Below are 26,959 nucleotides of genomic sequence, written 5' to 3'. Positions count from 1 at the left end.
GACGCGGCACCCGCTCCAGCTCCGCGGCCCCGGCGCCGCTCAGCCGGTGAACGCCTTCGTGAACGCGTCCGACTTCTCCTTCAGACCCGAACACGCCGCCTGCGCCTTGGACTTGGGGCCGCCGGGGCACGGCTGGTCGCGGGTCGCCGACCACATCGACAGGCCGCCCATCTCCTTCTGCTTCGCGAACTTCCGCAGCTCCGCGGCGTCTTGGGGCCGGAAGACCTCGCCCTTGACGTCGTTGACGCCGATCATCGGTGTGACGGAGAGGGAGTCCCATGCCTCCTCCTCGTCGCGGATGCCCAGCGCGGGCATGATCTGCTTGTGCGCGGCGGTGGCGGCGCTCACCGCGTACCGGCCCATGTCGCCCGTGAACGAAGTGCCGTAGTCCATCGCCATGATGTTGACCGATTCGATGCGCGCGCCGCTCTTCTGCGCGTTCACCAGCACCCCGCGGGCGTCGGCGCCGAGACCCGAGGGCATCACGGGCAGCGTGTAGGAGATCTTCAGGTTGGGCTTCTGCCGCTGGAGCCGGACGATGGCCTGGTTGCGCAGCCGGCTGGCCTTCCTGTCCTTGAGGGCGGGGCCTTCGAGGTCGAAGTCGAGCCGCGTCAGGCCGTATGCGTCGACGACCTTCGTGTACGCCTGGGCCAGCCGGTCCACCGAGCCGCATACGCGGGCGAGTTCGTTGCCGCTCTGGCCGCCGAAGGAGACCCGTACATCGCCGCCCTGGTCGCGCAGGTCGGCCACCTGACCGGCGACCGGGTCGGACTTCAGGGCCTGCCGGCCGCCCCAAGCGGGCGAGCACTTCCCCCCGTTGGGGGCTATGAAGGCCAGCGTGAAGTCCTTGATTCCGGTCTTCCCGGCGCTGTCGAGCAGGTCGTAGGAGGGCCTGAGCGAGGTGTCCACATACGGCGAGAAGCCCTCGGCTCCCGGCGGGGCGGGCTTCTGCGTCTGCTCGGGCGGGGTCGACAGCGGCGGCGGGGCCGTGGGGTCCGACGAATCCGGCTCCCCCGAGCACCCGGTGAGCAACGACGCCGCAACTGCCGCCGCGGCCAGTGAAGTCAGGGCGGGCCTCACGGTGCGGCTCGTACGGGAAGGCTGCGCTTCCGCGCGGTTCCTCATCGTCGGACTTCCTCCTTCGGAGGGAGAGAGGTGGGGAGTTGGGACGTCGGGGGGCGGGGTCTCGGGGAGTCGGGCAGCCGGGGCGGTGCGCTCGGCCGCCGGCTTGCGGGGTCGCGGTTCGGGGTGCGACAAAACTAGCGAGCCCGCCTCGGACAAACACCACGATTGAGGGTCACCGCCGATGGGACTTAGGCCACAGTTAAGGAAACGGAAGACCGCGGTTAAGAAAGCGGACCGGCCGCGACCCGCAACGCCACCGGCCTTCGCCGTGCGCCGCGGAACGCGGACCGTACATACGCCCCTATATATGGCCGAGGGCCGGGTTCATTCACCACCCGTGAGCGCGCTAGGGTCGGCAGTCGCCCTGCGGTGGGTCGCCGACCGTATACGGGGCGAAGGGGTTTCTAGCTAGGGGTAGCGTTGCGCCGACCGAACTGGTGGCACCGGAGTCGAGAGCTGAAACGGATACGCCGCGAAAGCGGAAAACTCTTCGCGAGTCTGGACCTCCCGGACCAGTGCGACATCGCCGACCTGTGCGACCAGCTCAGCCAGAGACGCGGGCGGCCGATCCGCCTCATGCCCGTCAACGTGCCCGGCTCGCACCCCTGCGGCGTGTGGATCATGACGCGGACGGTCGATTTCATCGTGTACGAGGCCGAGACCAGCAAGCCGCACCAGGACCACATCATCGCCCACGAACTGGCCCATATGGTCTGCGGCCACCGCAGCGGTGCGGGGACCCCGGTCGACGACGGCACGGCCCGGCTGCTCTTTCCCGACCTCGCCCCCGAACTCGTACAGAAGATTCTCGGCCGCGGAAATTACTCGAGCGTCGAGGAAAGGGAAGCGGAAGTGACCGCGTCCCTCATTCTCGAACGCATCAACCGCCCCGTGCTGGAGCCGGTCTCGGCCGTGCCTGCCGAGGACGCGGAAGCCATGGAACGCATCGAGCGTTCGCTGCGGCGCGCGGTCCCGCCGGTACGGCCGCCCGCCGACCACGGCGAGGACGACGAGGGCGACCAAGGCGACGAGACACGGGCCCCCGGCGCGGAGAGTCGATGATGGACCTGAAAAACGTCTTCTTCCCCGCGAGCGCCGGAATCTGCGCCCTCGCCTTCCTCTACAAGTCCCGCGATCTGCGGCCCGGCCGTCGTGATCCGGCGCTGCTGGCCCTTCTCATCGCCTTCCTCTTCAAGGGGATCTCCTTCACCCTGTCAACGGCCGTTGTCTCGGCGGCGGTCGACAAGTATTCGGGCGTGCCCAATCTCGGCGCCCTGGGCATTCACATCTCGGGCGGGGTCACTTCGAGCGCGGCCTTTCTCTCGGCCCTCGTCTTCTGGGTCTATCCCGCCGAGCTGGCCTGGCCGAAGGTCCGCAGGCGCATCGTGCTCTTCGGGCTGGTCGCCGTGACCATGTTCGTACTCTGGTACGCGGCCGGCAGCGGAGCCCAGGAACGGTCGCCCCACTATCTGCTCCAGAACGTCCACCGGCCCGTCGTCGCCGCCTACTTGCTGCTCTACGTGACGGCCTTCGCGGCGGGAATGGCCGAGATCGTACGGCTGGGCGCGAAGTACTCGAAGTCGGCGGGGCGCGCCTGGCTCCGGCGCGGCCTGAGGACGATGTCCGTCGGCGCGGCCATCTACATCGCGTACTGCGTCAACCGCGCCTGGGCCGTCATCGCCGTGCAGTTCGACCTGAACCCGCTGGAGTGGGAGTCGGTGACGCCGCTGTCGAACGGCATCGGCGTCCTCCTCGTCGCGACCGGCTTCACCATGCCCTCGTGGGGTCCGCGGCTGTCGGCGGCGCGCATGTGGGTCTCCAACTACCGTGCGTACCAGCGGCTTTATCCGCTCTGGAGCGATCTCTACCGGGCCGTGCCCGAGATCGCGCTCAGCCCGCCGGCGCCCTCGTTCGTGGAGCGGATCAGGCACGGCGACCTGCGGTACCGGCTCTACCGCCGGGTCATCGAGATCCGGGACGGGCTGCTCGCGATGCGCCCGTACATGACGGCCGAACCGGCCGCCGCGGCCGCGGGGGACTCACCCGGCGCGGAGCGGGCGGGCGATGCGAATCCGGCAGGGCAGGCGTGGCGCGCGGCCGCGGAGGCGGCACGGCTGAAGGCCGCCCTCGCCGCCAAGGCCGCCGCTGTCGGGGCGGCGCCCGCGAACGCGAACACGTCGTCGGCCGCCTCCGCCGCGGAGGCCGCTCCCCCTGCCGCGCCCGGCCAGGACACGGGCACACAGGACACGGACACGGGCGCGGGAGCGGGGGCGAGCGCGGGCGCAGGCACAGACGCAGACGCAGACGCAGACGCAGGCGAGGACGCAGAGCACGGCGCGGGCGCGGGCGCGGACGCGGACGCCGGCGACGACGGCAACGGCACGGACGCCGCCTCCGGCATCAGGGACGACTACGCCACCGAACTGGGCTGGCTGCTCCAGCTGGCGAAGGCGTACGCAGGCGTACGGCGCGGAAGCGGAAGGGCGCCTGACCCGACGCGCGATCAGGGCCGCCGGGAGGACCGCCGACGGGACCGCCGGCAGGCCCGTGACAAGGAAGAGGTGGCAGATGAAGTTCCGTCCGCTCGGTGACGCGGCCACGCAGGTGTCCGCGATCGGCCTCGGCTGCATGGGCATGTCGATCGCCTACGGCGCCGCCGACGAGCAGGAGAGCCTGCGCACGCTCGACCGCGCCGCCGAACTGGGCGTCACCCTCCTCGACACGGCCGACGTCTACGGCGTCGGCGCCAACGAGGAGCTGCTCGGCCGCTGGCTGCACGGCCGCGACCGCGAATCGGTCTTCCTCGCAACGAAGTTCGGCCTCAAGCGCAGCGCCGCCACCGGCAGGGTCGACGAGGTCGACACCTCAGCCGGGTACGTCCCGGCCGCCTGCGACGCCTCGCTGGCGCGGCTCGGCGTCGAGCACGTCGACCTGTACTACGCGCACCGCCGCGACCCGGCCGTACCCGTCGAGGAGACCGTCGGCGCCATGGCCGCCCTCGTCGAGGCGGGCAAGGTCCGCCACCTCGGCCTGTCCGAGGTGAGCCCGCAGACCCTCCGCCGGGCGCACGCCGTACATCCCATCGCCGCGATCCAGCTCGAATACTCGCTGTTCACGAGGGACGTGGTCGAGGGGGAGATGCTCGCGACCTGCCGTGAGCTGGGTGTGGCCGTCGTGGCGTACTCGCCGCTCGGGCGCGGCATGCTCGGCGGCGCGCTGGCCTCCCGCGAGGCGCTGTCCGAGGAGGACAACCGGAGGCGCTGGCCACGGTTCGCCGACGGCAACATGGAGGCCAATCTGGCCCTGGTCGAGGCCGTGAGGAGCGTCGCCGCCGAAATCGGCTGCACGCCCGCGCAGGCCGCTCTGGCCTGGCTGCTGGCCCAGGGCCCGGACATCCTGCCGATCCCCGGAACCAAGCGTGCGCGCTATCTGGAGGAGAACGTCGCAGCAGCCGACGTGACCCTGACTCCCGCTCAGGCGGCGCGACTTGGCGATGCGGTGCCGGCGCGGGCCGTGGCCGGAGGGCGCTATCCCGATCAGGCGCTGGCCCGCCTCGGCCACTGAACGTACGAAGCGGACGGGACCGGACGGGACCGGACGGGACCGGAGGCGACGGTCGGGAGCGGACGGGACCGCGAAGGGCGGTCAGGCTCGCCCCTGCGTCCCCTCCCCCGCCTCCCCGTCCGCCGTCGCCCCGTCCCCTGACTTCCCGTCCCCCGGCTTCCCGTCCTGCCGCCTGCCGTTCGCCGTGTTCGCCGCCCCCGTGCCGGACGACTGGAGCCCGGTGACCTCGGCGATGATGCGGAGCAGCGACGCGCGCCCCGCGTCGTCCATGCTCATGGCGCGGAGGGCGATGTCGCGGACCTCGGCGTTGCGCATCGCGGAGGCGAGGGCGATCTGGGTGTCGATGCGCTCGGCGGTGTCCTCGTCGAAGAAGTAGGCCACCGGCACGTGGAAGTACGCGGCGAGCGCCTCCAGATGCCGCTTCGTGGGGTTGTCCCGCTGCCCCGTGCGAAGCTGCCAGATGTACGTCTTGGAAAAGGTGCCGCCGGACAACTCGCTGCAACCCCGGGCGACTTCCTCGTAGGTGTACTCCCTACCACCTGGCGTGATGCTCTTGAAGAGCTTGTCGATCTTCTCGGCCAGTGAAGGCACAGGGACCCCTTCGTTCGCTGAGATGATCTCCAACTCAGGCTGCCGTACATCGTAGTTGACATGATCGGGCGCGGACGGTTACCTTCGTCATGTTCGCTGAGATGAACAGAGAGTACCTCATCGGCCATCCGAGCGGACATACTCAGGGAGCCAGGCCGTCGTGACGCAGGCAGGCAGCCAGAGGGGGCGCCTGCGGGACCGGCGGCCATGTTCAGCCGGTGCACCCGCCTTCCACGGGGGAAGGGCGGGCGCACCGGCTGACACCCCTTCCACGGAGCGCATGCCGCGGGGACGTCGTCCGGGCCCGGGCCCCGACCGTCAGGCGTAGGTCCAGCGCCAAGCCCTCGCGCTGTAGACGCACTTGATCTTCGTGCCGCTCGCATCACTGGTGACGGCCCCGTGGTCGCTCTTCCGGCAGAACTGTCCCGCCGAGTAGCAGTTCCCGGAGTTGGAGACGATCGTGCACGTGCCGGCCTGACCGCCGCTGCCGCTGCCGCTGCTACCACCGCTGCCGCCGCTGCCGCTGTCCGTGTCGGAGGACTCGGCGGCGGCGGTCTTGGTGACGGTGACCGTGGGAGCGGGCTTCCTCTTGGCCTTGACCGTCTCGGTGACGGTCGGCCCGGGCTCGGGCGTGGCCGTGACGCTCGCCGTGACGGTCGTCGCGGGCTTGACCCGGGCCTGCACGGGCTGCTGTTCGCCGTTCCCCGCGGTGCCGACGACGGTGCCCGCGACGAAGAGCGCCGCACCTCCGAGCCAGACGGACACCCGCTTGCGCAGCGGGCGTCCTCCGGGCGGGGGCGGCGTCGGCGGTATGGGAGCGGTGTACGGGTTGGTCATCTCGCCCTCCCGGGTTCTTCAAGAGGAAATGACCGTAGTACCGAACTCCATGACTTTTGAGAGGTTCGCCCGTTTTGACGCCCGTTCTGTGACCATTGCCCGCCTGCCGAACAAGCCGCGCCCAACCCGGAGTTGGCCCGGCGCCCGCCTCAGCCCCGCTCGCGGCCCGGCAGCGGGGAGCCGAGCAGGAACGCCTCGTAGGCCTCGCGGGCGTCGGCGTCGATCTCCGGCTCGGTGCGGCCGTACCGGCCGTCCGTGCGGTCCCGTTTCGGGCCGGAGACCCAGAACTCCTCCCCCGTGTCCACGTCTTGGAAGTTGGCGTCGGACATCCCCGGACCGCGGCGCAGCGTGCGGCCGCGGAAGTAGGCGGTCTTCCACGTCTTGGAGAACCGGATCCAGCCGATCCACGACGGACCCTGGTCGGTGTCATGGCCGGTCTTGAGCTGTACGTACATGATTCGCCGGGGCATGAAAGCCCATGGTAGTGAACTACCGCCGGAATCAAGGCAGTTACGGACCGAACGCCGGTCGCGGACGTTCGCGGCCGTTCCCGGGCAGGACGGGATCAGGACGACGCGACGGGATCAGCACGGGATCAACGACGGGATCGGGACGGGATCGGGACGGGGATCAGGACTCGGCCGCCTCCAGGAACCGCTCCAGTTCGGCACGCGTGTCCGGCCCGCAGGGCTGGAACACGATCTCGGTGACGCCCTGTTCGGCGAATTCGTCCAGCCGGCGGCGGATCTGGTCGCGGGTGCCGCTGACCGTCACGTCGTGGAGCATCCCGTGGCCGCCCGCCTCCCACGCCGCATGGTCGGCCTCGTTGAGTTCGACGCAGTGACCCTCGTGGACCGCGAGGTGCCGCCGGTTGTCGGGGGTGCGCTCCACGACGTCCATCCACTCCTTGCCGCCCGGGAGCTCCCGCACGGCGGCGGGACCGCCGAACTCATAGGCCCCGTGGTAGGCCAGGGCCCAGCCCGGTCCGCCGGACTCCCGTGCGTGCTCGGAGCCGGAGGCCTCCCCCTCGTCGAGCACCGTTCCCCACACGAGGTACGGCACCCAGTCGTACTCCTTCATGAACTCCGGCAGTTGGAGCGTGACGTAGAGCCCGTCGGCACCGAGCTGCTTGGTGACGCCGTGCCCCTTGGGCCCGAGGGCGCTGACCAGGACGGGAACGTCGACGGGGCGGGCGGGGGCGTGCCCGTCGGGGTGCAGCATCTGCATCTGCGCGCCCTCCCATTCGACGACCTCGCCCCGCAGCAGGGCGCGGAAGGCGCGTATGTAGGAGTCCATGTAGGACCAGGTGATCGCGCGGTATCCCATGGCGCGGCGGCCGGTGAACCCGGTGCCGAACGCGACGGCGACGCGGCCGGGGGCCAGTTCGGCGAGGGTGGCGGTCGCGGCGGCGTTGACCATCGGGTGGCGCAGGCTGGGGATCAGCACGCCCGGGCCGAGGCCGATCCGCTCGGTCCGCTCGGCCGCGAGCGCCAGGGTCATCCAGACGTCCGGGCTCTGCTGAGGCGTGTCGTACACCCACGCACGCGCGTACCCCAGCCGCTCGGCCAGGGCGATGTCGTCCGGGGAGTCGAGGGCGGTCGGGAAAGCACAGGACACCTCCACGGCCCCTCCATTTCTGAGCTGTTCGGATCGGATGGATCGGGCGGGCGGCCGTGCCGCGTGGACGGTTCGGCCGGGGGCCGCGGAACCTTCGGCAAAGCCGGAGCGGCGGAGCTTCCGGTCGGGGGGGGGACGGGACCCCAGGGCGTCTACGGCAGACCGGCGTGCGGGACTTCGACGCGTACGGCCAGCAACTGGGCCTCGCGCACGGGCCGGCGCTCGTGCTCGGGGAAGGAGGGCGCGGCGCACAGGAAGAGGGTGCGGCCGTCGTCGCCGCCGAGCATGCACGCGAAGACGCCGGTGCCGGTGGGTATCTCGTCCAGGATCGCGCCGCCCTCGGCGACCCGGATGACGCGGGAGTGGAGTGCGTCGGCCACCCATATCGCGCCGTCGGCGTCCGCGCAGATCCCGTCGGGGCCCACCTCCAGGCGCTCCACGGCCTCGCCCACGTCCTCGGTGTCGGGCGTGGGGCCGAACTGCGCCCATACGCGCCTGTTGTTCAGCTCGCCGTCCGGGCCGATGTCGAAGGCGGTCAGCCGCCCTGCGAACGTCTCGGCCACGACCAGCACTCCGCCGGGGAGGATCACCATGCCGTTGGGGAAGCCGAGGTCCTCGGCGACGGTCGTCACCGTGCCGTCCGGGTCGACGCGGGTGAGGGTGGTGTAGCGCAGCGCGGCGCCGCCCATGAGGTCGAAGCCGAAGTTGCCCACGAAGGCGCGACCGCGCTCGTCCACGACCATGTCGTTGAGCATTCCGGAGACGGCCCCGCTCAGGTCGGCGTGCTCGGCGAGCTCTCCCGTCTTCTCACGCACGAGGACGCGGTGATCGCGCATCGACACGATGAGGGCGCGCCCGTCGGGCAGGAAGCCGAGACCGGACGGCTGCCCGGGCACCTCCGCCACGACCTCGGTGCCGTCCCGGCCCCCGGTCGCCACGACCTGGTCGGTGTAGAAATCCGAGACCCACAGCCGGCCGTCGTGCCACCGCGGGCACTCCAGGTAGGAGTATCCGTCCAGTACGACCGTCAACTTCCCGGTCTGCGGCTGTCCTTCCTCCATCGTGACCTCGTTCCCGTACGTCGTTCCCGTACATCGTCGTCGGCAGTTCGGAAGGCCTGGCCCCGTGGCCGCTCCTCGGAGCGGCCACCTCCCCACGGCGCGAGGCTGTGTGTCGGCAGCCGCCGGGGGCGCAGTGACTAAGCGCATAGTCATTCCGTTTTCGAGCTCCCGTCAAGGGGTCGGAAGGCGAATTGAACGGACGCGGCTGCTGCCGCCCGGGGCGGCCGCCGCGGAGAGGGTGCGGCCGGTTCGCACTCGTCGCCGGACAGGGCCGGGAACTGTGCGTGGCCGGTACCCGATCGCCCGGTCGGACACCCGTGGTACACATTTGAGGGCACTCTTGGGACGGGGCGTCACCGGACGGTCGCCGGACCGTCGCCCGGCGGTCGCCGCATGCGAGCCCCAGCCGAGCCGGATGCGAGGCCAGAGGTTCAGTACCGGAGGGGCAGGAGGAGCGACTCGGCATGGCGAAACGGCAGGCCCGCTTCACGCCGCAGGAGATGGAGGACGATCCCCGCCTCCAGGACCAGTCGCCGGACCTGTGGAGCGGGGAGTTCAGGGACGTCACGCGCGGGCTGCTCGCCTCCGCCGTGCGCTGCTTCGCCGCCAACGGCTTCCACGCCACGACCACGCGCGACATCTCCGCCGGTGTCGGCCTCAGCCCCGCCGCGCTCTACGTCCACTTCCCGTCCAAGGAACTCGTGCTCTACGAGATCATGCGCATCGGCCACGAGCGCGCGCTGGCCCATGTGCGGGGACCGGAGATCGAGGCGGCAGCCGGCGCCGAGGAGCGGCTGCGCGTGCTGATGAAGCGTTACACGGCCTGGCATGCGCGGCATCATGTGGCGGCGCGGGTCTGCCAGTACGAGCTGAACGCGCTCACCGCGGAGCACTACGAGGAGATCCGGGAGCTGCGCCACCGGACGAACGAGGTGTTCCGGGACGCCGTCGCCCGCGGCGTCGCGGACGGCACCTTCCCACAGGTCGACGTGAACCGGGTCGTGCGCGGCATGCTCTCCCTCGGCATCGACCTGGTCCGCTGGTACCGGCTTGACGGGCCCGACTCCCCCGACGAACTGGGCGAGTTCTACGCCGGTCTGGCGCTGAGGATGGTGACGGGGACCGTGCCCGTACCGCGGCAGCCCGGTTCCGGGGAGAACGGCCGGTCCGGTCCGGGCGGGCGGACTCGTCCGGGCGGCCGGTCCAACTCCCGTTCGGGCACGTTCACATGACGCCGGGTCACGAAGGCGCCCCGAGCAGGGCCGGGCCGCGCAGGCCTTCGTGGGCCGGACGCAACTACACGCTGCTGACGACCGCCGCCGTGGTCACCGGCTTCGGAAGCTCGGGCGCCCTGATCGCGTCGGCGTTCGCGGTGCTGGAGGCAGGGGGCGACGGCACCGACGTCGGACTGATCGCCGCCTCCCGTACGGTCCCGCTGGTGCTGTTCCTGCTCATCGGCGGCGCGATCGCCGACCGGCTGCCCCGGCACCGCGTCATGGTCGCGGCCAATGCGCTCAACTGCCTTTCGCAGGGCGTCTTCGCCGTCCTCGTCATCTCCGGGAACGCGCGGCTGTGGCAGATGGCCGTTCTCTCGGCGATGGGCGGCGCGGGGCAGGCGTTCTTCGGACCGGCCTCCGAGGGCATGGTGCTGGCCACCGTCGGCGGCGAGCAGTCGTCGCGGGCCTTCGCGGTCTTCCGTATGGGCATGAACGGAGCGCAGATCGGCGGTGCCGCCCTGGGCGGTGCGCTCGTCGCCGCGTTCGGGGCCGGCTGGGTACTGGCCGTGGACGCCGCGGCGTTCGCGCTCGCGGGCTCCCTGCGGGGTCTTCTCGACCTGAGCGGCATGCCCGAACGGGCCCGCGGCGCCGGGCTGTTGGCCGATCTCCGCGACGGCTGGCGGGAGGTGACGGGGCGGCCCTGGCTGTGGTCGGTGATCGTGCAGTTCGCCGTGGTCAACGCCGTCGTCGCCGCGGCCGAGGCGGTGTACGGGCCGCTGGTAGCCGAGGAGCACCTGGGCGGTGCCGGGCCCTGGGGCATGGCACTGGGGGCGTTCGGTGCCGGCACGGTCTGCGGTGCCCTGCTGATGACCCGCTGGCAGCCGCGCCGGATCCTGTTCGCGGGCGTGCTGTGCGTCTTCCCTCTCGCGCTGCCTTCCGCGGCGCTCGCCGTGCCGGTGACGCCCGGCCCGCTGACCGTGGTGATGTTCGGCAGCGGGCTCGCCGTCGAGGTGTTCGCCATGACCTGGATGACGGCGCTGCACCAGGAGGTGCCGGAGGAGAAGTTCTCCCGCGTATCGGCCTACGACTGGCTGGGGTCCGTCGCGATGATCCCCGTGGCCACGGCCCTCGCCGGGCCCGCCGAGGCCCTGACCGGACGGTCCGCCGCGCTGTGGGGCTGCTCGGCCCTGATCGTGCTCCTCACCGCGGCCGTCCTGTGCGTCCCCGGGGTGCGGAACCTGGAGCGCCGCACGCCGGCTGCGCCGCTCGTGGTGCAGCCGGTGCGGAAGGACCCCGCGTCCCCGGAGGACGCCGCCCCGTCCCCGTCCTGAACGGCCACGCCGCCCGTCCCCAACGGCCCAGTACGCAGCGGGTTCCGCGATCGGCACGGCCCGGGGACGAGCCGCCGGATCAGTCGATCAGCGATTCGTACGCGGCCGTGAGGGAGCCGCCCGCCTCTCCGGTGTTGATCACTCCGCGCGGCTCGATGAGTAGGGCGCTGACCTCCTGATCGGCCTTCGGGCAGTGCTCGACGCCGCGTGGAACGGTGAACATCTCGTGCGCCCCGAGCACGACGTCACGGTCCCGCAGCTGGATGGTGAGTTCGCCGTCCAGGACGATGAACACCTCGTCCGTGTCGTCGTGCGTGTGCCAGACGAACTCGCCCTGGAGCTTGACCAGTTTCATCTCGTAGTCGTTCAGCCGGCCGACGACTTTCGGTGCCCAGTGGTCCGAGAAGCGGTCGAGCATCTCGTCGAAGTTGACTTTGCCGCTCATGCGGTCACGATGCCGACCGGACGGAACCGCACGCAAGGCCCGGCGAAAACGCTCCTCCGACCGTCGCCGCCTCCCGCTGGCGCTCCCTGTGCGCCCGGGCGGTCGCCATGACCTCGTCGAGCGTGTCCCGGGTGCGCATCAGCTCCGTGATGAACCGCGACAGCCGGTCGCGCTCCTGCACCATCCGCTCCAGGGAGGCCTCGGTGTTCTCCTCGCTGGGCGACTCGACGCAGGGCAGCAGCCCGGCGATGGTGCGGCTGGAGAGGCCCGCGGCGTACAACCGCTGGAGGAGCGCGACCCGTTCGGCCTCGGCGTCCGTGTAGTGCCGCTGCCCACTGGCGCTGCGGGTGCTGCTGAGCAGTCCCTGCTCCTCGTAGTACCGCAGGGACCGGACGCTGGCCCCGGTCCGTGACGCGAGCTCTCCGATACGCATCCGTACTCCTGACTGTGGCCCGGCGACTGTGATCCGCGACTCAGGCCTTGCCTCTGACATCGATGTGAGGTTTTAGCGTAACTGCCGTGCCCGGAAAGCCGGGCGCTTCGCTTCGGATGGAGTCCTGACGTGACGACGCTTTTCGACGGCTACCGGCTCGGAGACCTGAGACTGCCCAACCGGACGGTGATGGCGCCGATGACGCGGGTGCGGGCCGCCGCCGGTGGTCTGGCGACCGCCTCGATGGCCACGTACTACGCCCAGCGGGCCTCGGCCGGTCTCATCGTCTCCGAGGGCGTGCAGCCCAGCCTGATCGGGCAGTCCAACCCGGGGACGCCGGGACTGCACACCGAGGAGCAGGTCGCCGCGTGGCGCCCGGTGACCGCCGCCGTGCACGCCAACGGCGGCCGGATCTTCGCGCAGCTCATGCACGGCGGACGGGTCTCGCATCCCGCCACCACCGGCATGCAGCCCGTCGGGCCCTCGGCCGTCCCCGCCGTCGGGGAGGTCTTCACCCCGGCCGGGCTGCGGGCCGCACCGGCACCGCGTCCCCTGGAGAGCGCCGAAGTGCCCGAGCACGCCCGGTCCTACGCGGAGGCAGCACGCCGCGCCGTCGACGCCGGGTTCGACGGAGTGGAGCTGCACGGCGCCAACGGCTACCTGATCTCGCAGTTCCTCTCTTCGAACGCCAACCTGCGCACGGACCGCTACGGCGGCTCGGTCACCAACCGGATCCGCTTCGCCGTCGAGGCGGCGGCCGCGACCGCCGAGGCGGTCGGCGCGGCCAGGACCGGCATCCGCCTCTCCCCCGGCGGTACGTTCTGGGGCGTCGAGGAGAGCGATGTCCCCGCGCTGTACGCGGAGTTGCTGGGTGAGCTGACCCGCCTCGGGCTGGCCTACGTCCATCTCGAAGCCACCGCCGACGAGGAGGTGCTGGTGGGTCTGCGCCGCGCATGGCCGGGCACCCTCGTGATGAATCCGGTGGTTCCGATGGGACCGAAGCAGACGGGGCGGGCCGAGGCCGACCACTGGCTCGGGCTCGGCGCCGAACTCATCAGCTTCGGCCGCGCCTTCATGGCCAACCCCGATCTGGTCGAGCGGCTGCGCACCGGACTGCCGATCGCTCCCGTCGACGAGACCACGTACTACCAGGGCGGCGACGCGGGTTACCTGACCTACCCGGCGTACCAGCACACGGCCTGACGCCGGCTCGGGGCGTTCGCCGGCCGGGGTGGCCGGTGACCGCCCCGGGGCGCGGCGCCGCCCACCGGTTCCCCGCACGGCATGCGCCCCCCGCGAGCAGGAGGGGTGTCACCGCCCGGGAAGGTCCAGGTGCCGGGTGGTGACGAAGCCGCCGTCGTGGTGTACGAGTGCCGACCCCGGCGAGTCGCCGCCGGGCGCGCCCCCGGCGTCCACCTCCCCCACGACCAGCAGGTGGTCGCCGATCTGCTGGCGGTGCGTCAGCCGCGCGGTGAGCCAGGCCGGCACTCCGTCCAGCAGGGGCAGCCCGTCATCGGCTGCGGTCCAGGGGACACCGTCGAACCTGTCGATGCCGCTGCGGGCGAACTGCCGGGCGAGCGCCGTGTTTTCGGCACCCAGCACGTGGACGGCGAAGCGGTCGGCGCGGCGCACGGCCTCGGCGGTGGAGGCCGTGGTCCCGAGGTAGAACGACACCAGCGCCGGGTCGAGGGAGACGGAGGTGAACGACGTCGCCGTGAAGCCCGCGGGTCCCGGAACCGTGATCACGGTGACGCCTGCCGCGTGCTGCCGCAGCGTGCGGCGCAGGATCCCGTCAGGGGCGGCCGGGTTCTCGGCGTGGGCCTCGGCGTGGGGCTCGGCGTCGGGCTCGGCCTGGCTTTCGGCATGGGGCTCGGCGTGGGGCTCGGCATCGGTCTCGGCGTGGGTCTCGGCCCGATGCTCGGCGCCGGTTACGAGGGTCATCCCGCGTCCTTTCTCGGTGCGCAGTTGAGTGCCGGGCGAGCGTCCACGCCGCGTACGGCAGCGGTGGAGGCTCACAGGCTGGGATCGGACTCGACGGTCAGCAGCGGGCTCATCGAACGGTCGGTGCGCAGCCGTTCCAGCCACTGGACGACCGCCGCGGCGATGGTGCGGTGTGCGGCTTCGTTGAGGACGTCGTGCAGTCCGTCGTGCAGAACCGCCAGAGTCGCCCTGGGCAGTTGGTCCGCCAGTTCGCGTATCTGCTCCAGCGGTGTCACCGGGTCGCTGTCACCGTGCAGCAGGAGGGCCGGAAGCGCGGGGCGTGCCGCGGACAGCAGATGCGAGGGGACGGCCTCCTTCAACTGCCCCCGTACGAAGGCCGCGTCGTCGCTCAGGCGCCGGCGGTGAGTGGGGCAGGCGCTGCGGGCGGCGAGTTCGGACTGCCAGTCGTCCTGCGGCCCGGATCCGCCCTCGTGGTCCTGCGGCCCGGATCCGCCTTCGTCGTCCTGGAGTTGTGCGCCGGGCGATACGGCCGTCGGCGCGGTCCCCGCGAGGATGACGCCCTCGACGGGAAGGCCGGGGTCGGCGGTCGCCGCGGTCTGCAACGCCTGTAGGGCTCCGGTGTCGCTGCCCTCTGCACCAGGCCTCTGCACCGGGCCCTGCAAGCCCGCAAGTGCAACTCACCGTCGCAGCAAGCTCTATCTGTAAAGTTTATTGACGATTCCCGCGGGCCGTACTTAGAGTTGCCGCACTTTGGACCAGACCTGGCGAGTCCGGGTCCGGTCCCCTCCCCCACACACACGACTCTGAGCGCCGGAGGCCCCATGAAGTCCCGGTCCAAACTCATCGCCGCTCTCACCGCCGCGGGCATGGCGGGCACCCTCGCCGTTCTGGGCAGTGCCAGCGCCCACGCGGGCCCCGCGGCCGGCACGAAAGCCGCGCCGAAGGGCGCCACGAAGGCCGCCCCGGGCGGAAACTTCGACCTTTCGACCTGGGAGCTCCAGGAGCCGGTGGGCTCCCCCGGTTCGCCGACCACCATCCCCTCCTCGAAGCTCCAGGGCGCGGACGGCTTCCAGGACTCGTACTTCTACACCGACGACAAAGACGGTGCGATGACCTTCTGGGCGCCGGAGAAGGGCGTCACCACCCCCAACTCCAAGTACGCCCGCTCCGAGCTGCGCGAGACCAACAAGGACGGCAGCCCCGCCGACTGGTCGCTCGGCGGCTCGCATCGCCTCGATGCGAAGCTGCGCGTGGTGTCGGTGACGTCGAACGTGTGCGTGGGGCAGATCCACCTCGGCAGCGGCGGCCCGTCCACCAAGCCGCTGGTGGAGCTGTACTACCGCTCCAACGGCGACATCGCGCTCGGCACCGAGAACTCGCCCGACGGCGGCCAGACCCTGCACGACGTGGGCAACGTGCCGGTCGGCAAGACCTGGAGCTACTCGATCGGCGTCTCCGGCGGCGACACGATCGACCTGAAGGTCAACGACAGCACCACGCACTACAAGATCCCGTCGTCCTTCGACAAGTACAAGCAGTACTTCAAGGCCGGCTCCTACAACCAGTCCTCCTCCGACAGCACCGAGAAGGGCGCGCGCGTCGGCTTCTACGCCCTGGACGTCTCTCACGGCTGACCGCCCTCGGCGGCCCAACGGTCCTGCGCCCAGGACGAGTTGGAATCGCGGCGCGTTTCCGGCGCGCGAGTTTCCGACGCGCTCCAGGGTGGAAACAGACGGTGACCCGCGGCAGACACCGGAAGGTGTCTGCCGCGGGTCACCGCTTCACGCAGGCACGAGCCCGACCCGGGGCGTAGACGCCTTGTGGCCGGAGTCATCCGAGGGGGCGTCTTGGCACGCGGACGAGGACAAGGTCTCGCGAAGGCTCTACAGACGATGATGCGAGCGGTGCTTGCCGGAGTGGACCTCCTCAACTTCGGCCCGGCCGCGCATCTGCGCAGGTTCGGCCGGGGCGCAGGCGCGGCCAACGCGACGCTTCCCGACCGGCAGACCCCGGCCGCCGCACCGGACCGGCGCCTCCGGCCTCCCGTGGCCCGCCGGACGCATGCATGTCGCATGATGGCCTGGTGACAAGCACCGGCCCCGCAGTCCAGCGAACTGCATGCCCTCCGCACACCACGGGTCTGCCTACCCCCCCCCCCGTCTGTTTTGGAGTGGAGTCCGTATTTGGAGTGCCTGCCGCTTAGCGGCCCGGGAAGGGCCCGGTCGTGACGGCTCGGGACCGTCCGGAGGCCGCGTGGGACGTCTTCGTCAGTTACAGCAGCTCCGATGCGCAGAAGATCCGGGTGCTCGTGCCCGCCCTGGAGGCCGCCGGACTGCGCGTGTTCGTCGACGACACCGCTGTCGACGACTTCACGTCCATCACCGCCACGATCACCGAGGCCCTGGCCCGGAGCAAGATCCTGCTCGCCCTGTACTCGGCCGGCTACCCGCAACGGCGCGCCTGCCAGTGGGAGCTGACCTACGCCTACCTCACCGGCCAGTACGAAGGCGACCCGCGGCAACGCATACTGATCGTCAACCCTGAGCCGTCGGCCGACCACGTACACCCCGTCGAGCTCCGCGACGCCCGGCACTGGCACTGGTCCTCCGCTCAGTCCGCGGAACGCCTCGCCGAACGCGTGGCCTCCTACGCCGCCTCGGTCACCGCACCCATGGGGGACCTCGCCCACGAGCCCACCGTCCGGTGGCTGCCGGCACCGGCCCGCACCGGTTCGGTGCACTTCACCAGCCGTCTCGCGGAGCAGTGGCGCATCCACACCGCGCTCCACCGCCATCGGGCTCCCCTGATCGCCCAGGCGGGCACCGGTCGATCGGCACAGCTGCGGGGCATGCCCGGCATCGGCAAGACCCTGCTCGCGCAGGAGTACGCGCTCCACTTCAGCTCCGCCTACCCGGGCGGAGTGTTCTGGTTCGACCTACAGCACTGTGCGGGTGCGAGCCCGCCGGAGGTCATGAAGTCGTACGCGGAACAAGTCGCCACCGCCGCCTCCGCGCTCGGACTGGAAGTCTCCTCGGCCTCGCTGCCGGAGCTGCTCAGCCACCTCGCCGTCGCGCTGGGAGAGGGAAACGCGCACTGCCTGTGGGTGGTGGACGGCGTCCCGAACGGTCTGCCGGACGAAGAACTGCACCTTCTCCGCGGACCGCACCTGCTGAGCGCGACGCTGATCACCACACGGTCACAGCACTACGCGTCGTTCGCGGAGTGCGTCGATCTGCCGCCCCTCGGCGACGCGGAGGGCATCCGGCTGCTCACGGCCCACCGCAAGCCCGGGAACGAGCTGGACCGCGCGGCGGCGACGGCCCTCGTCCGCGACGTGGACGGTCATCCCCAGGCGCTCGGGCTTCTTGCGGAGTCGGCCGCGCACAGCGACTTCACCCACCTCCGCAACAGGCTCCACGCCCCCGGAGCCGACGTCCTCACCACCTGGCGGCCGCCCACCGGCAACGGCTCCACGACCCCACGCCCGTCATCGGCCGGGCTCCTGTCGCAGCCCCTGTCGGGCCACCTCCCCACCGACGACCTCCTCCGCTTGTTCGCCCTGTCCAGTCCGGCGCCGATGTCGCAGTCCGCGCTGGAGAACGTGCTGTCCGCGCTCAGCTCCTACGACCCCTGGGAAGTGACCGCCCTCGTCTCGGAGGCGATCGAGTCGCTGCTCGGTTCCGGCACGCTCCGGCCGGACCCGATGCAGTACGGGTCCTGGACCGTCCATCCCCTCACCGCCCGGGCGGTGCGCCGTCATGACACCGACACGGCCAGGCAGGAAGACCTCCGGCGCCTACTGCTGCACACGCTCACGCTCACACCCGTACCGCCGACTCCGGGCCCGGGCGGCCCGGGCCCGGTTCGATCCGCCACGGTGCTGTCCCCGGCCGCCCCGCGGCCCGCTCCGGTGGAAGCCTCCGCTCCACGGGACACCGCCGAACGTGCCGCGGCCTTCGACTTGCAGGTCGAACTGGTCACCAGGGTCGGAGTCCAGCCGCTGGCCGCCGATCAAGGTTCGCTCCGAGAAGCCCTCACGTCACTGCACTCGGTGTTCGCGACCACGCGCAGCGTGCTTCACCGGGTGGCGGGGGAAACGGCCGGCCCCATCACGCTGCCCGGAATCGCCGCCGGACTCGCCAACGAGCACCTGCGCCCCTTCCTGGCGACCTGGCATCCCGCACTCCAGGAGCACGAAGCCGGCCGCCCGCCCGGCATCAGCCCCATCGCACACGAACGACTGTGGGAACGAGCGGCAGAGATGCGCGCTGAACTGGCGGAACTCCGCGGCCCGCTCACCTCCGCGGCCAAAGAACTCGCCGCCCTGTGCGGAATCGATCTGCTCGCGGATCCCTCATCGGCTCAATGACCCATTGGGCAAACATCTGGGCAAACACCCGGACAAACACGTGCGCAAACACATGCGCAAACACAAAGGCGTCCCCGGCCCGGCCACGCGACGCTGAAACACGACCGCAATTCGATTGTCACGATCCCGGACCTGCTTCCGTGAGCGGGATTCCCGCGTACGCCTTCCGTTCCCGGACGGCAGAATGCGGGAGCGCCGATGAGCGGTGTCCAGTCCTGGACGACTGCCGGGGCATTCAGCGGTTCGTTATCCGGTCGCAACTCTTTCACCAGCGACAACGTCGGCGCGTGATGCAAGGATGCAGCGGAACTCGCCCTTTCGGGTGCGGCTTTGCCGAACAATGCTCCTGGAGGCTCAAAGGTGTCTGCGCGTATCCCGCTCCGTCCGGTCGCAGTGGCTCTCCCCTTTGTCCTGGCGTCCGGCCTGGTTGCCGGCTGCACCAGCACCAAGTCGTCCGGTGCGGGAGGCTCGGAGGTCCAGCTTGTCGCCAAGGGCAAGCTGACGGTGTGCACGCATCTGCCGTACGCGCCCTTCCAGTTCAAGAAGTCGGGCAAGATCGTCGGCTTCGACGTCGACATGATGGATCTCGTGGCCGACAAGCTCAAGGTCGACCAGAAGATCGTGGACACGCCCTGGGAGGGCATCCAGTCCGGCGAGGACCTCAACGCCAACAAGTGCGACGCGGCCGCCGCCGGCATGACCATCAACGACGTGCGCAAGAAGAACCTGGACTTCTCCGCGCCGTACTTCGACGCCACTCAGGCCCTGATCGCCAAGAAGGGCGCCAAGCACTCCTCGCTGAAGGACCTCAAGGGCAAGAAGCTCGGCGTCCAGGCCTCCACCACCGGTGAGGAGTACGCCAAGAAGAAGGCACCGAAGGGCGTCGAGCTCGTCCAGTTCGAGGATGTGGCCCTGCTGCTCACCGCGGTCAAGTCCGGCCAGGTCGCCGCGGGCATCAACGACAACGGCGTGCTCTACGACTACGTCAAGAAGAACCCGGACACGGACGTCACGGCCGAGTTCGACACCGGCGAGCAGTACGGCTTCGGCGTGCGCAAGGGGAACTCCGCCCTGCGCAAGCAGATCAACGAGGCGCTGAAGAAGGCCAAGTCCGACGGTACGTACGACAAGATCTACAAGAAGTGGTTCGGCACCGCGCCCGAGAAGAAGTAGGCCCCCGATCCGAAGACCGGGTGCCGAAGACCGGGTGCCGAAGACCGGGCCCCGAAGACCGGGCCCCGAACAGCGGGACCGGAGGACCGGGCCCCAAGACCGGGAAGTGCCGCCGAGCAGGCCGCAGTTGAGGAGTTGCACACCACATGTCCATGTCCCGCCGGCAGCGGACGCGGGCCGTCCGGGGCGTCCAGTACGGGTTGCTGGCTCTCGTCGTGGCCGCCGCCGCCTTCGGCGCGAACTGGGGCGAGATACGCCGCGCCTTCTTCGATCTCGACGTCGCGCAGGCCCAGTTCCCCGACATCATCACCACCGCCCTGGTCAACACCGTCGTCTACACCCTGCTCGGGTTCGGCTTCGGCCTGGCGCTGGGCCTGATCCTGGCGCTGATGCGGCTGTCGTCGGTGCCGCCCTACAGGTGGCTGGCGACCGCGTACATCGAGTTCTTCCGCGGCGTACCGGCGCTGCTGGTCTTCATCGCGCTCGGCTTCGGCGTCCCGATCGCCTTCCAGGTCGTCATCAACCAGTACGTCACGGTGATGCTCGCCCTCGGCCTCGTCGGCGCCGCCTACATGGCGGAGACGATCAGGGCCGGCATCCAGGCCGTGCCCAAGGGGCAGGTGGAGGCGGCCCGTTCGCTGGGGATGTCGCAGGGCCGCGCCATGCGCTCGATAGTCATCCCGCAGGCGTTCCGGATCGTACTGCCGCCGCTGACCAACGAGTTGATCCTGCTGACCAAGGACTCCTCGCTGGTCTATCTGCTCGGTCTCTCCCTCGGCCAGTACGAGCTGGCCAAGTTCGGCCGTGACGCGCTCAACGAGAACCGCAGCCTCACGCCGATCCTCGTCGCCGGGCTGTGCTACCTGATCATCACCCTCCCGCTCGGCCACCTGGTCCGGCGGCTAGAGGCCCGTACCGCGAAGGCCAGGTGAGCGCGGTGACCGAGCACAAGACGACGGCGGCCGGCCAGAAGACGACAGCAGCCGGCCAGAAGACGGACGAGGCCGCGATACGCGTCGAGGGGCTGCACAAGTCCTTCGGCGAGCTCGAAGTCCTCAAGGGCATCGACTTCACGGTGCGCCCCGGCGAGGTCGTATGCGTCATCGGCCCGTCCGGCTCGGGCAAGTCGACGCTGCTTCGGTGCGTGAACCTCCTGGAGGAGCCGACGGCGGGCACCGTCGCCCTCTCCGGCACCGAACTCACCGACCCCGACGTGGACATCGACGGGGTCCGGCGCCGCATCGGCATGGTCTTCCAGAGCTTCAACCTCTTCCCGCACCTGACCGTGCTGCACAACCTCACCATCGCCCAGCGGCGCGTCCTCGGGCGCACGAAGGACGAGGCCGAGCGGATCGGCCGGGCCAATCTGCGGCGGGTGGGGGTCTCCGAGAAGGAGTCGGCCTACCCCGTCCAGCTCTCCGGCGGCCAGCAGCAGCGCGTGGCCATCGCCCGCGCCCTGTCCATGGAGCCGGAGCTGATGCTCTTCGACGAGCCGACGTCCGCGCTCGACCCCGAACTCGTCGGCGACGTCCTCGCCGTCATGCGCCGTCTCGCCGACGAGGGCATGACGATGATGGTCGTCACCCACGAGATGAGCTTCGCCCGCGAAGTCGCTGACCGCGTGGTCTTCATGGACGGCGGCGTCATCGTCGAGGAGGGCACCCCGAGCCGCGTGATCGGCGACCCGCAGCACCAGCGCACCCGCACCTTCCTCTCCCGCGTACTCGACCCGGCCGCCGCGGCGGTCACCGAGGACGACGCCGCATCACCGTCCTGACGGATCCGGGGGCCGCGGGCCCGGGGCTGCGGCACGCTCAGCCGCCGCCTTCGACACCCCTCAGACGGCGGTCTCGGAGACCAGCGTCGTCCGCATGCGCCCGACGCGGACGGACTCGGCGGTGAATCGCAGCGATGAGCCTCCGCCCTCCGCCACCACGCTCACCCCGGCCGCGGCCGGGGTGAGTTCGAGAGTGGGCGCCGGGAGTTCCCAGCCGTTCAGCGCGACTTCCGCGATCTCCTCGCACACGAGGTAGAAGGTGAGGCTGTTGAAGGGCTTCGCTTCCCACTCCGGGAGGGGGTGGTCCGGCATGTCGCCGGTTGTGAGTCCGAGTGTGGCGGAGGTGCCGCGCTCGTCGAAGTGCAGGTAGTGGAGCTTGCAGCGGTCCAGCGCGGGGACGGTGGAGTACACGTCGGTCAACCCACTGGCGTCGGCGAGGAGTTCGGTCCAGTCAGCGGGCATAGAAGGTCTCCGTGGTCGTCGCGGGCTCGCTGGTGCCGTGCAGCTTGGTGTCCAACCGGCTCAGGTGGTGGTGTTCGGGCTCGTCGGCAGCGGCACGGCATGCGCTGATGTGGCGGATGAGGAACTGCGGGTGTGTCTGGAACGAGAGAGCAATTCCTGTGCCCATAACACGGACTTCGGTTGCCAGGCGGCTGACCGACCAAGCGTTGAAGCGAGCCTCTGCCGGAGGTTCCCAGCGGGACAGTGCGAGGTTCTCTACGGCCTGGAACTGAAAGTGGCACTGGAGGGTGTCGCACTCGGCAGCGGCCCATTCCTCCGGTGGTTCGGCGGGGAACTCCGGCAGATCGATTCGTAGCGTCAGCGTCGGCCCGTACGGGCTCGCGTTCACCGACCTGATCCGCAGGCGGTCGTAGCGGGGGAAGTGGCCGTACAGATCGGTCAGTTGCTGAGGGTTGGCCGGCTGGAGTGCGAGGGCGATGTCAGCGGGCATGGTGGTAATGCTCCAGGACGCCGCTGACCGCCGCTGACAGATTCAGCCTTCGTGCTACGGACGCGCGCGCAGGAAGCCGGCCGGGGGTGAGCAGGTCCCCCGTGTGGGGTCTGGCTCCCCGAGCAGTTCGCCGTAGAAGGCCAGGTGACGGGCGGCGGCGGACGGCCAGGTGTGGCGGGCCGCGAGGGCGTGGCCCGCCGCCCGCCTGCCGGGGTCGGGCGCGGCCATCGCCGCGGCCAGTTCGTCCGCAAGCTCGTGTGCCGTCGCTCCGAAGCGGGCGGCGGAGCCGAAGACCTCGCGCAGCACGGGGAGATCACGTACCACCAGCGGTACGCCCGCCGAGAGCGCCTCCATGGCGGCGAGCCCGAAGCCCTCCTTGGTCGAGGGGAAGGCGAAGGCGTCGGCTGCCGCGACGAGTGGGGGCAGTTCGCCGTCGGGTACGGCGCCGAGGACGACGGGTTCGACACCGAGCTGCGCCGCGCGTTCCTGCCAACGGGCCCTGTAGTCGCGGTAGTCGAAGAGGGTCTCGCCGCCCGCGATCACCAAACGCAGCCCGGGGAGCCGTTCTTGCAGCAGCGCGTACGCCTCCAGCAGGTCGAGGGAGCCCTTCCGGGGTTCGATGCCGCCGACCGTCAGCACGTAACGGCCCAGCCGCTCCCGCCAGTTCGCGCGGGCGGCGGGGTCCGTGGCGGCGAAACGTTCGTGGTAGACGCCGTTGGGGATGACCTCGGCCTCGATGCCCCAGCCGTCGGCCAGTTCGTCGGCGACGGCGCGGGAGACGCAGATGTGCGCGTACGGGTCGACGATGGCCCGCTCGTGGCAGGCGGCCAGTTCGGGGGTGGTGAAGCGGTCGAGATGGTGGACGGTGCGCACGCAGCGCCCGGCCGCGTTGGCGCTGATGCAGTCCTGCGCGTGGACGATGTCGTAGCCGCCGGGGTCGAACGCGTCGCGGAGCACGTCGATGGAGCGCAGGACGCGCTCGCCGACGGTCTCCTCCGGCGGCCCGTCGGGGAAGGGCACGATCCGCAGCTCCACGGAAGGGTCCACGGGCCGGAAGAAGCCCTCGTCGCCGTTCCGTCCGAGGGTCCAGACGGCGACCCGTGCTCCCGCGGCCGCCAGCGCCTCGGCGAGGGCGAGCGTGTGCACCACGCCGCCGCGCGGCTTGGTGGAGTAGCTGAGCAGCGCGACCGAGAGCGTCATGTGTGCTCCCCGTAGGCGCGGTAGGCGGGCGGCCTTCGCTCGTCGAGGTGGCGCAGTACGCGGCGGGCGGTGTCGATCTCAGCTGCGACGTCGAGTTCGGCGACCGCGACGCCTGCCTTGGACCAGGTGCGGGCGAGGACGTCGCCGCCGGGCCCGACGACCTTGGCCTGGCCGAGGAAGCGCATGCCGCCCATCGAGCCGGTCTGGTTGGACGAGGCGAGACAGACCTGGTTCTCGGCGGCACGCGCCATGTCGTACAGGTCGAACAGCTTCGCCTGGCGGTCCTGGTGCATGCGCGGCGCACGGTTGGTGATGCTCGTCGGCCAGGCGGACAGGCAGGCGAGGATCTGCGCGCCGTCGAGGGAGAGGCTGCGGGCGGACTCCGGGAAGGTCTTGTCGTAGTCGATGAGCATGCCGACGCGGCCCGCCGGGGTGTCGAAGGCGTCGAAGCGGTCGCCGGGCGCGTAGGCGGTGGTCTCGCCGGCGGGCAGGTGGACCTTGCGGTGCCGCCCGAGCACGCCGTCGCCGCTGACGCAGACGGCCGCGTTGTAGCGTTCGTCACCGCCGTCCTCGCAGTATCCGACGCAGACCACCATCTCGGCTGCGAGCCGGGCGACTTGGAGGATCAGCGGGTCGTCCGGCTTGAGCGCGGGGGGCAGCGCCTCCGGGTCGGGGTGGCGCAGGTCGGCCAGGTAGCCCCCGAGCGCGGCGTCGGGGAGGACGAGCAGCGCGGCGCCGCTGCTTCGCGCGTCGTCGATCAGCTTGGCGATCCTCGTCAGGTCGAAGTCCAGGTCGCGGCCGAAGTGCGCGGCGGCGGCCGCGATCCGGATCGTGCTCATCGGGCGGCAGCTCCCGTGGTTGCGGAGAGGGCGGCTCCCGTGGTTGCGGAGAGGGCAGCTCCCGTGTTTGCGGAGAGGGCCGGGTAGGCGTCGGGGCGGCGGTCCCTGAGATGGCCCATGGAGCGGCGGGCGGTCTCCAGGGCCTCGGCGACGTCGAGTTCGGCGGCGGCGATGCCCGCCTCGACGCCGGTACCGGCCAGGAGTTCGCCGCCGGGGTCGACGACCTTGGCGCTGCCCACGAACCGCAGCGAGCCGAACGTGCCCGACTGGTTCGCGGAGAGCCACACCATCTGGTTCTCCAGGGCGCGCGCCCGGTCGAAGAGGTCGAAGCGCCGCTTCCAGCGGTCCTCGGTGAGGTCGGGCGCGGGATTGGTGCGCGCCGCCGGCCAGGCCGAGACGCAGACGCCGATCTCGGCCCCGTCCAGGGCGAGTTCGCGGGCGGCCTCCGGGAACGCCTTGTCGTAGCAGATCAGCATGCCGATCCGGCCGACCGGGGTGTCGAAGGCCGCGAAGCCGTCGCCCGAGGCGTAGTCGGCGTCCTCGCTCAGCGGCTGGTGGACCTTGCGGTGGTTGCCCAGGACGCCGTCGCCGCTCACGCACACCACGCTGTTGTAGCGGGAGGTGCCGTCCGTCTCGCAGTAGCCCGCTATCACGGTCATGTCCTCGGCTAGGGCCGCCAGCCGCCGGATCTCGGGACCGTCGGGTGCGAGCGGCGGCGGCCCCGGGTCCGATCCCCGCCCGTCCGCGTCGCAGCTTCCGCCCCCGTCGAGGCTGAGGAGGTAGCCGCCGAGGCAGGCCTCGGGCAGCGCCAGGAGCTGGGCCCCGTCGGCGCGGGCCTCCTTGATCAGCCGCTCGGCGACCGCGAAGTCCTCCTCCAGGTCGCGGCCGAACTCCGCGGAGACCGCGGCCAGTCGTACGGTGCTCATGTCGTCTCCGTTCCGGTTGCCATGCCGGTCACCGCCCCGGTGACCGCCTCGGTGGTCTCTCCGTCCGGCCAGCGCAGTACGACGCCCGTCCCCGGCCGCAGGCTGCCGCAGGCGCGGCTGACGGCGGGCCCCGCGTCCAGTGGGGGCGAGCCGGGGGCGTCGGCGGTGAGCATGGCGAAGCCGGGGAAGCACGTCAGCCAGTCGCCGGCCGTGGCCCCGGCGGGACGCGGCACGTCGGCGACGTCGAGCACCGCCCCGCAGCCGCTCGCCTCGGCGAGCATGCCGAGGGTGCCGACGAGCCCGGCCATGGAGACGTCCTTCGCGGCGGCGGGCCGCGCGGCGGCGACCGCGCCGAGCATGGCCCGCAGTTCGTCCGTCCGGCGGCCGGTGGTCGAATCCCATTGGCTGCCGCGGTAGTTGGCGCGCCAGTCGCCTCCGAGGTCGGCGGTGAGCCGGACGGTGTGCCCGGGGCGTCCGCCCGCTCCGGGCACCGGGTTCCGTGTGTGTCCCAGTGCGGTGACGGACAGGGCGGCAGGGACGCCGAGTTGGGTGTGGCCGCCGAGGACCGGGACGCCGTACGCCTCGGACGCGGACCGGAGACCGGCGAGGACGCGGGCGGCGTGCGCGGCGTCCGGGGCGGCCAGGGCGTCGAGCAGTCCCGTGGGCGTGGCGCCCATGGCCGCGATGTCGTTGACGTTGACCAGGACCGAGCACCACCCGGCCCATTCGGGGTCGCGCTCGACCATGGACGGCACGATCGCGTCGCAGGCCGCGATCACATCGGAGCCGGGCACGGGCGCGCCGTCGTCTCCGACGAACCCCGGTCCGCCCGGCCGCAGTTGGGCGAGCAGCGGACCGAGGGACGACTTGACCGCGGTCTGTGCGGCGAACCGCCGGGTGGGCCGGCGCATCAGCACGTGCGGTGCGCCGCCGACGGTCACGGGACGTACGCGCCGCCAGCCCAGCCGCGTGAACATCCGCTCGTTGCCCTGCTGCACGGTGGCCTCGAACCGCAGCACGCCCTCCGCCTCGGCGCGGGCGTCGGCTGCCCGTACCAGCGCCCGGCCGATGCCGCCCGAGCCGCGTTCGCCACGGCGGACCGCGAGCCGTCCTCCCGTCCACCAGCCGATGTCGGGGCCGTCGACGGCGGGTGCGAGCCGGACGCCGCCGACGACGGCTCCGGAGTGATCGCGGGCGACGAGGACGACGGTGCGCGGATCGCTGTCCCGCTCGTCGAGGTCGTGTCGCGCGAACAGGCCCTGTTCGTCGACGAAGACGGCGTGCCGCAGCCGCCGGTAGGCGCTCAACGTGGCCGCGTCCTCGGCCTGTTCGATACGGAAGCGGGGCCGGGCGGCCAGCGTCGACCGGTCGCCGAGGAGCAGCAGGATGTCCGCGGGCGCCTCCGGTGCCTCGGGTGCGTGCGGTGCCTCGGCCGCGTGCGGTGCGTGCGGCGGCGCCGGTGCGTGGGGTGCGTGCGGTGCGCCGTGCCCGCGGTCGACGCCGTGCGCGGGACCGGCACCGTGCGCGGGACCGCCGTACCCGCCGTCCAGGATCGTCACCG

At 71.2% G+C, this 26,959-nt stretch carries 27 protein-coding genes; 11 read left to right on the top strand and 16 right to left on the bottom strand.

Going from position 1 to position 26,959, the window contains the following annotated elements; translation table 11 throughout:
• Positions 1–39: 39 nt before the first annotated feature.
• The gene (locus tag HCC61_RS03925) at positions 40–1,125 is read right to left on the bottom strand and encodes a chitinase (RefSeq protein WP_169133756.1); all 1,086 of its coding nucleotides are present in this window, start codon (positions 1,123–1,125) and stop codon (positions 40–42) included.
• 576 nt (positions 1,126–1,701) lie between these two features.
• On the opposite strand from HCC61_RS03925, the gene HCC61_RS03920 reads away from it, so the two are divergent.
• The 3 genes from HCC61_RS03920 to HCC61_RS03910 are packed head-to-tail and all read left to right on the top strand — an operon-like array spanning position 1,702 to position 4,689.
• Positions 1,702–2,187: a hypothetical protein gene (locus tag HCC61_RS03920; RefSeq protein ID WP_169133755.1), complete on the top strand. Its 486-nt coding sequence runs from the start codon at positions 1,702–1,704 to the stop codon at positions 2,185–2,187.
• Positions 2,184–3,716, top strand: a complete 1,533-nt coding sequence (locus tag HCC61_RS03915; protein ID WP_169133754.1) for an MAB_1171c family putative transporter — start codon at positions 2,184–2,186, stop codon at positions 3,714–3,716. Before HCC61_RS03920 ends, HCC61_RS03915 begins: the two co-directional genes overlap by 4 nt.
• Positions 3,694–4,689 (top strand): aldo/keto reductase, encoded by a 996-nt coding sequence (locus tag HCC61_RS03910; RefSeq protein ID WP_169133753.1) that lies wholly within the window; start codon positions 3,694–3,696, stop codon positions 4,687–4,689. The genes HCC61_RS03915 and HCC61_RS03910 overlap by 23 nt, the downstream gene beginning before the upstream one ends.
• An 81-nt stretch (positions 4,690–4,770) precedes the next feature.
• Here the strand turns inward: HCC61_RS03910 and HCC61_RS03905 are convergent, their stop codons facing one another.
• The 5 genes from HCC61_RS03905 to HCC61_RS03885 form a co-directional block, all read right to left on the bottom strand.
• Positions 4,771–5,280 carry a helix-turn-helix transcriptional regulator gene (locus tag HCC61_RS03905; RefSeq protein WP_169133752.1) on the bottom strand — a complete coding sequence of 170 codons (510 nt, stop codon included), beginning with the start codon at positions 5,278–5,280 and terminating at the stop codon, positions 4,771–4,773.
• Between the two features lie 318 nt (positions 5,281–5,598).
• Complete coding sequence (locus tag HCC61_RS03900) at positions 5,599–6,117, bottom strand: hypothetical protein (RefSeq protein WP_169133751.1); 519 nt, start codon at positions 6,115–6,117, stop codon at positions 5,599–5,601.
• A gap of 149 nt (positions 6,118–6,266) precedes the next feature.
• Positions 6,267–6,587, bottom strand: a complete 321-nt coding sequence (locus HCC61_RS03895) for a hypothetical protein (RefSeq protein WP_169133750.1) — start codon at positions 6,585–6,587, stop codon at positions 6,267–6,269.
• Positions 6,588–6,747: 160 nt separating this feature from the next.
• Positions 6,748–7,734: an LLM class flavin-dependent oxidoreductase gene (locus HCC61_RS03890; protein ID WP_346777004.1), complete on the bottom strand. Its 987-nt coding sequence runs from the start codon at positions 7,732–7,734 to the stop codon at positions 6,748–6,750.
• A gap of 152 nt (positions 7,735–7,886) precedes the next feature.
• Positions 7,887–8,795 carry an SMP-30/gluconolactonase/LRE family protein gene (locus HCC61_RS03885; RefSeq protein ID WP_169133748.1) on the bottom strand — a complete coding sequence of 303 codons (909 nt, stop codon included), beginning with the start codon at positions 8,793–8,795 and terminating at the stop codon, positions 7,887–7,889.
• A 464-nt stretch (positions 8,796–9,259) separates the two neighbouring features.
• Here HCC61_RS03885 and HCC61_RS03880 point away from each other — a divergent pair, with 464 nt between their 5' ends.
• Entirely contained in the window at positions 9,260–10,027 is a 768-nt protein-coding gene (locus HCC61_RS03880; protein ID WP_169133747.1) for a TetR/AcrR family transcriptional regulator, read from the top strand.
• Positions 10,024–11,343 carry an MFS transporter gene (locus HCC61_RS03875; RefSeq protein ID WP_169133746.1) on the top strand — a complete coding sequence of 440 codons (1,320 nt, stop codon included), beginning with the start codon at positions 10,024–10,026 and terminating at the stop codon, positions 11,341–11,343. The genes HCC61_RS03880 and HCC61_RS03875 overlap by 4 nt, the downstream gene beginning before the upstream one ends.
• A gap of 79 nt (positions 11,344–11,422) precedes the next feature.
• Here the strand turns inward: HCC61_RS03875 and HCC61_RS03870 are convergent, their stop codons facing one another.
• Both HCC61_RS03870 and HCC61_RS03865 read right to left on the bottom strand, forming a co-directional pair.
• A complete protein-coding gene (locus tag HCC61_RS03870; RefSeq protein ID WP_169133745.1) occupies positions 11,423–11,788 on the bottom strand; it encodes a cupin domain-containing protein in 366 nt (121 codons plus the stop codon).
• A 4-nt stretch (positions 11,789–11,792) separates the two neighbouring features.
• A complete protein-coding gene (locus HCC61_RS03865) occupies positions 11,793–12,221 on the bottom strand; it encodes a MerR family transcriptional regulator (protein ID WP_169133744.1) in 429 nt (142 codons plus the stop codon).
• Between the two features lie 129 nt (positions 12,222–12,350).
• On the opposite strand from HCC61_RS03865, the gene HCC61_RS03860 reads away from it, so the two are divergent.
• Positions 12,351–13,424, top strand: coding sequence for an alkene reductase (locus HCC61_RS03860; protein WP_169133743.1), 1,074 nt, complete (start codon positions 12,351–12,353; stop codon positions 13,422–13,424).
• A gap of 108 nt (positions 13,425–13,532) precedes the next feature.
• On the opposite strand, the gene HCC61_RS03855 is transcribed toward HCC61_RS03860, so the two are convergent.
• Positions 13,533–14,162: a flavin reductase family protein gene (locus HCC61_RS03855; protein ID WP_240968370.1), complete on the bottom strand. Its 630-nt coding sequence runs from the start codon at positions 14,160–14,162 to the stop codon at positions 13,533–13,535.
• 71 nt (positions 14,163–14,233) lie between these two features.
• Positions 14,234–14,812: an alpha/beta hydrolase gene (locus HCC61_RS31415; RefSeq protein WP_169133742.1), complete on the bottom strand. Its 579-nt coding sequence runs from the start codon at positions 14,810–14,812 to the stop codon at positions 14,234–14,236.
• Positions 14,813–14,983: 171 nt separating this feature from the next.
• Here HCC61_RS31415 and HCC61_RS03845 point away from each other — a divergent pair, with 171 nt between their 5' ends.
• From HCC61_RS03845 to HCC61_RS03825, 5 genes are all read left to right on the top strand, one after another.
• Complete coding sequence (locus HCC61_RS03845) at positions 14,984–15,796, top strand: polysaccharide lyase family 7 protein (RefSeq protein ID WP_206321959.1); 813 nt, start codon at positions 14,984–14,986, stop codon at positions 15,794–15,796.
• Positions 15,797–16,386: 590 nt separating this feature from the next.
• Positions 16,387–18,531, top strand: coding sequence for a TIR domain-containing protein (locus HCC61_RS03840; RefSeq protein ID WP_169133741.1), 2,145 nt, complete (start codon positions 16,387–16,389; stop codon positions 18,529–18,531).
• 393 nt (positions 18,532–18,924) lie between these two features.
• The gene (locus HCC61_RS03835; RefSeq protein WP_169133740.1) at positions 18,925–19,704 is read left to right on the top strand and encodes a basic amino acid ABC transporter substrate-binding protein; all 780 of its coding nucleotides are present in this window, start codon (positions 18,925–18,927) and stop codon (positions 19,702–19,704) included.
• Between the two features lie 146 nt (positions 19,705–19,850).
• Entirely contained in the window at positions 19,851–20,636 is a 786-nt protein-coding gene (locus HCC61_RS03830) for an amino acid ABC transporter permease (RefSeq protein WP_169133739.1), read from the top strand.
• Positions 20,637–20,713: 77 nt separating this feature from the next.
• Positions 20,714–21,481 (top strand): amino acid ABC transporter ATP-binding protein, encoded by a 768-nt coding sequence (locus HCC61_RS03825; RefSeq protein ID WP_169133877.1) that lies wholly within the window; start codon positions 20,714–20,716, stop codon positions 21,479–21,481.
• Between the two features lie 60 nt (positions 21,482–21,541).
• On the opposite strand, the gene HCC61_RS03820 is transcribed toward HCC61_RS03825, so the two are convergent.
• From HCC61_RS03820 to HCC61_RS03795, 6 genes are read right to left on the bottom strand one after another with little or no spacing between them, the layout of a single operon-like run.
• Complete coding sequence (locus HCC61_RS03820; protein ID WP_169133738.1) at positions 21,542–21,943, bottom strand: Imm50 family immunity protein; 402 nt, start codon at positions 21,941–21,943, stop codon at positions 21,542–21,544.
• Complete coding sequence (locus tag HCC61_RS03815; RefSeq protein WP_169133737.1) at positions 21,933–22,433, bottom strand: Imm50 family immunity protein; 501 nt, start codon at positions 22,431–22,433, stop codon at positions 21,933–21,935. Before HCC61_RS03815 ends, HCC61_RS03820 begins: the two co-directional genes overlap by 11 nt.
• 54 nt (positions 22,434–22,487) lie before the next feature.
• Positions 22,488–23,633, bottom strand: a complete 1,146-nt coding sequence (locus HCC61_RS03810) for an MSMEG_0565 family glycosyltransferase (RefSeq protein WP_169133736.1) — start codon at positions 23,631–23,633, stop codon at positions 22,488–22,490.
• The gene (locus HCC61_RS03805; RefSeq protein ID WP_169133735.1) at positions 23,630–24,472 is read right to left on the bottom strand and encodes a carbon-nitrogen hydrolase family protein; all 843 of its coding nucleotides are present in this window, start codon (positions 24,470–24,472) and stop codon (positions 23,630–23,632) included. The genes HCC61_RS03810 and HCC61_RS03805 overlap by 4 nt, the downstream gene beginning before the upstream one ends.
• The gene (locus HCC61_RS03800; RefSeq protein WP_169133734.1) at positions 24,469–25,398 is read right to left on the bottom strand and encodes a carbon-nitrogen hydrolase family protein; all 930 of its coding nucleotides are present in this window, start codon (positions 25,396–25,398) and stop codon (positions 24,469–24,471) included. The genes HCC61_RS03805 and HCC61_RS03800 overlap by 4 nt, the downstream gene beginning before the upstream one ends.
• Positions 25,395–26,957 (bottom strand): MSMEG_0567/sll0787 family protein, encoded by a 1,563-nt coding sequence (locus HCC61_RS03795; RefSeq protein ID WP_346777003.1) that lies wholly within the window; start codon positions 26,955–26,957, stop codon positions 25,395–25,397. The genes HCC61_RS03800 and HCC61_RS03795 overlap by 4 nt, the downstream gene beginning before the upstream one ends.
• Between the last annotated feature and the right edge of the window lie 2 nt (positions 26,958–26,959).

Origin of the sequence: Streptomyces sp. HNM0575, from assembly GCF_012726265.1 — a bacterium.
In the GTDB taxonomy this organism is placed as follows: domain Bacteria; phylum Actinomycetota; class Actinomycetes; order Streptomycetales; family Streptomycetaceae; genus Streptomyces.
The sequence above is the reverse complement of the archived record's forward strand: the minus strand, read 5'-3'. Positions and strand labels throughout refer to the sequence as shown.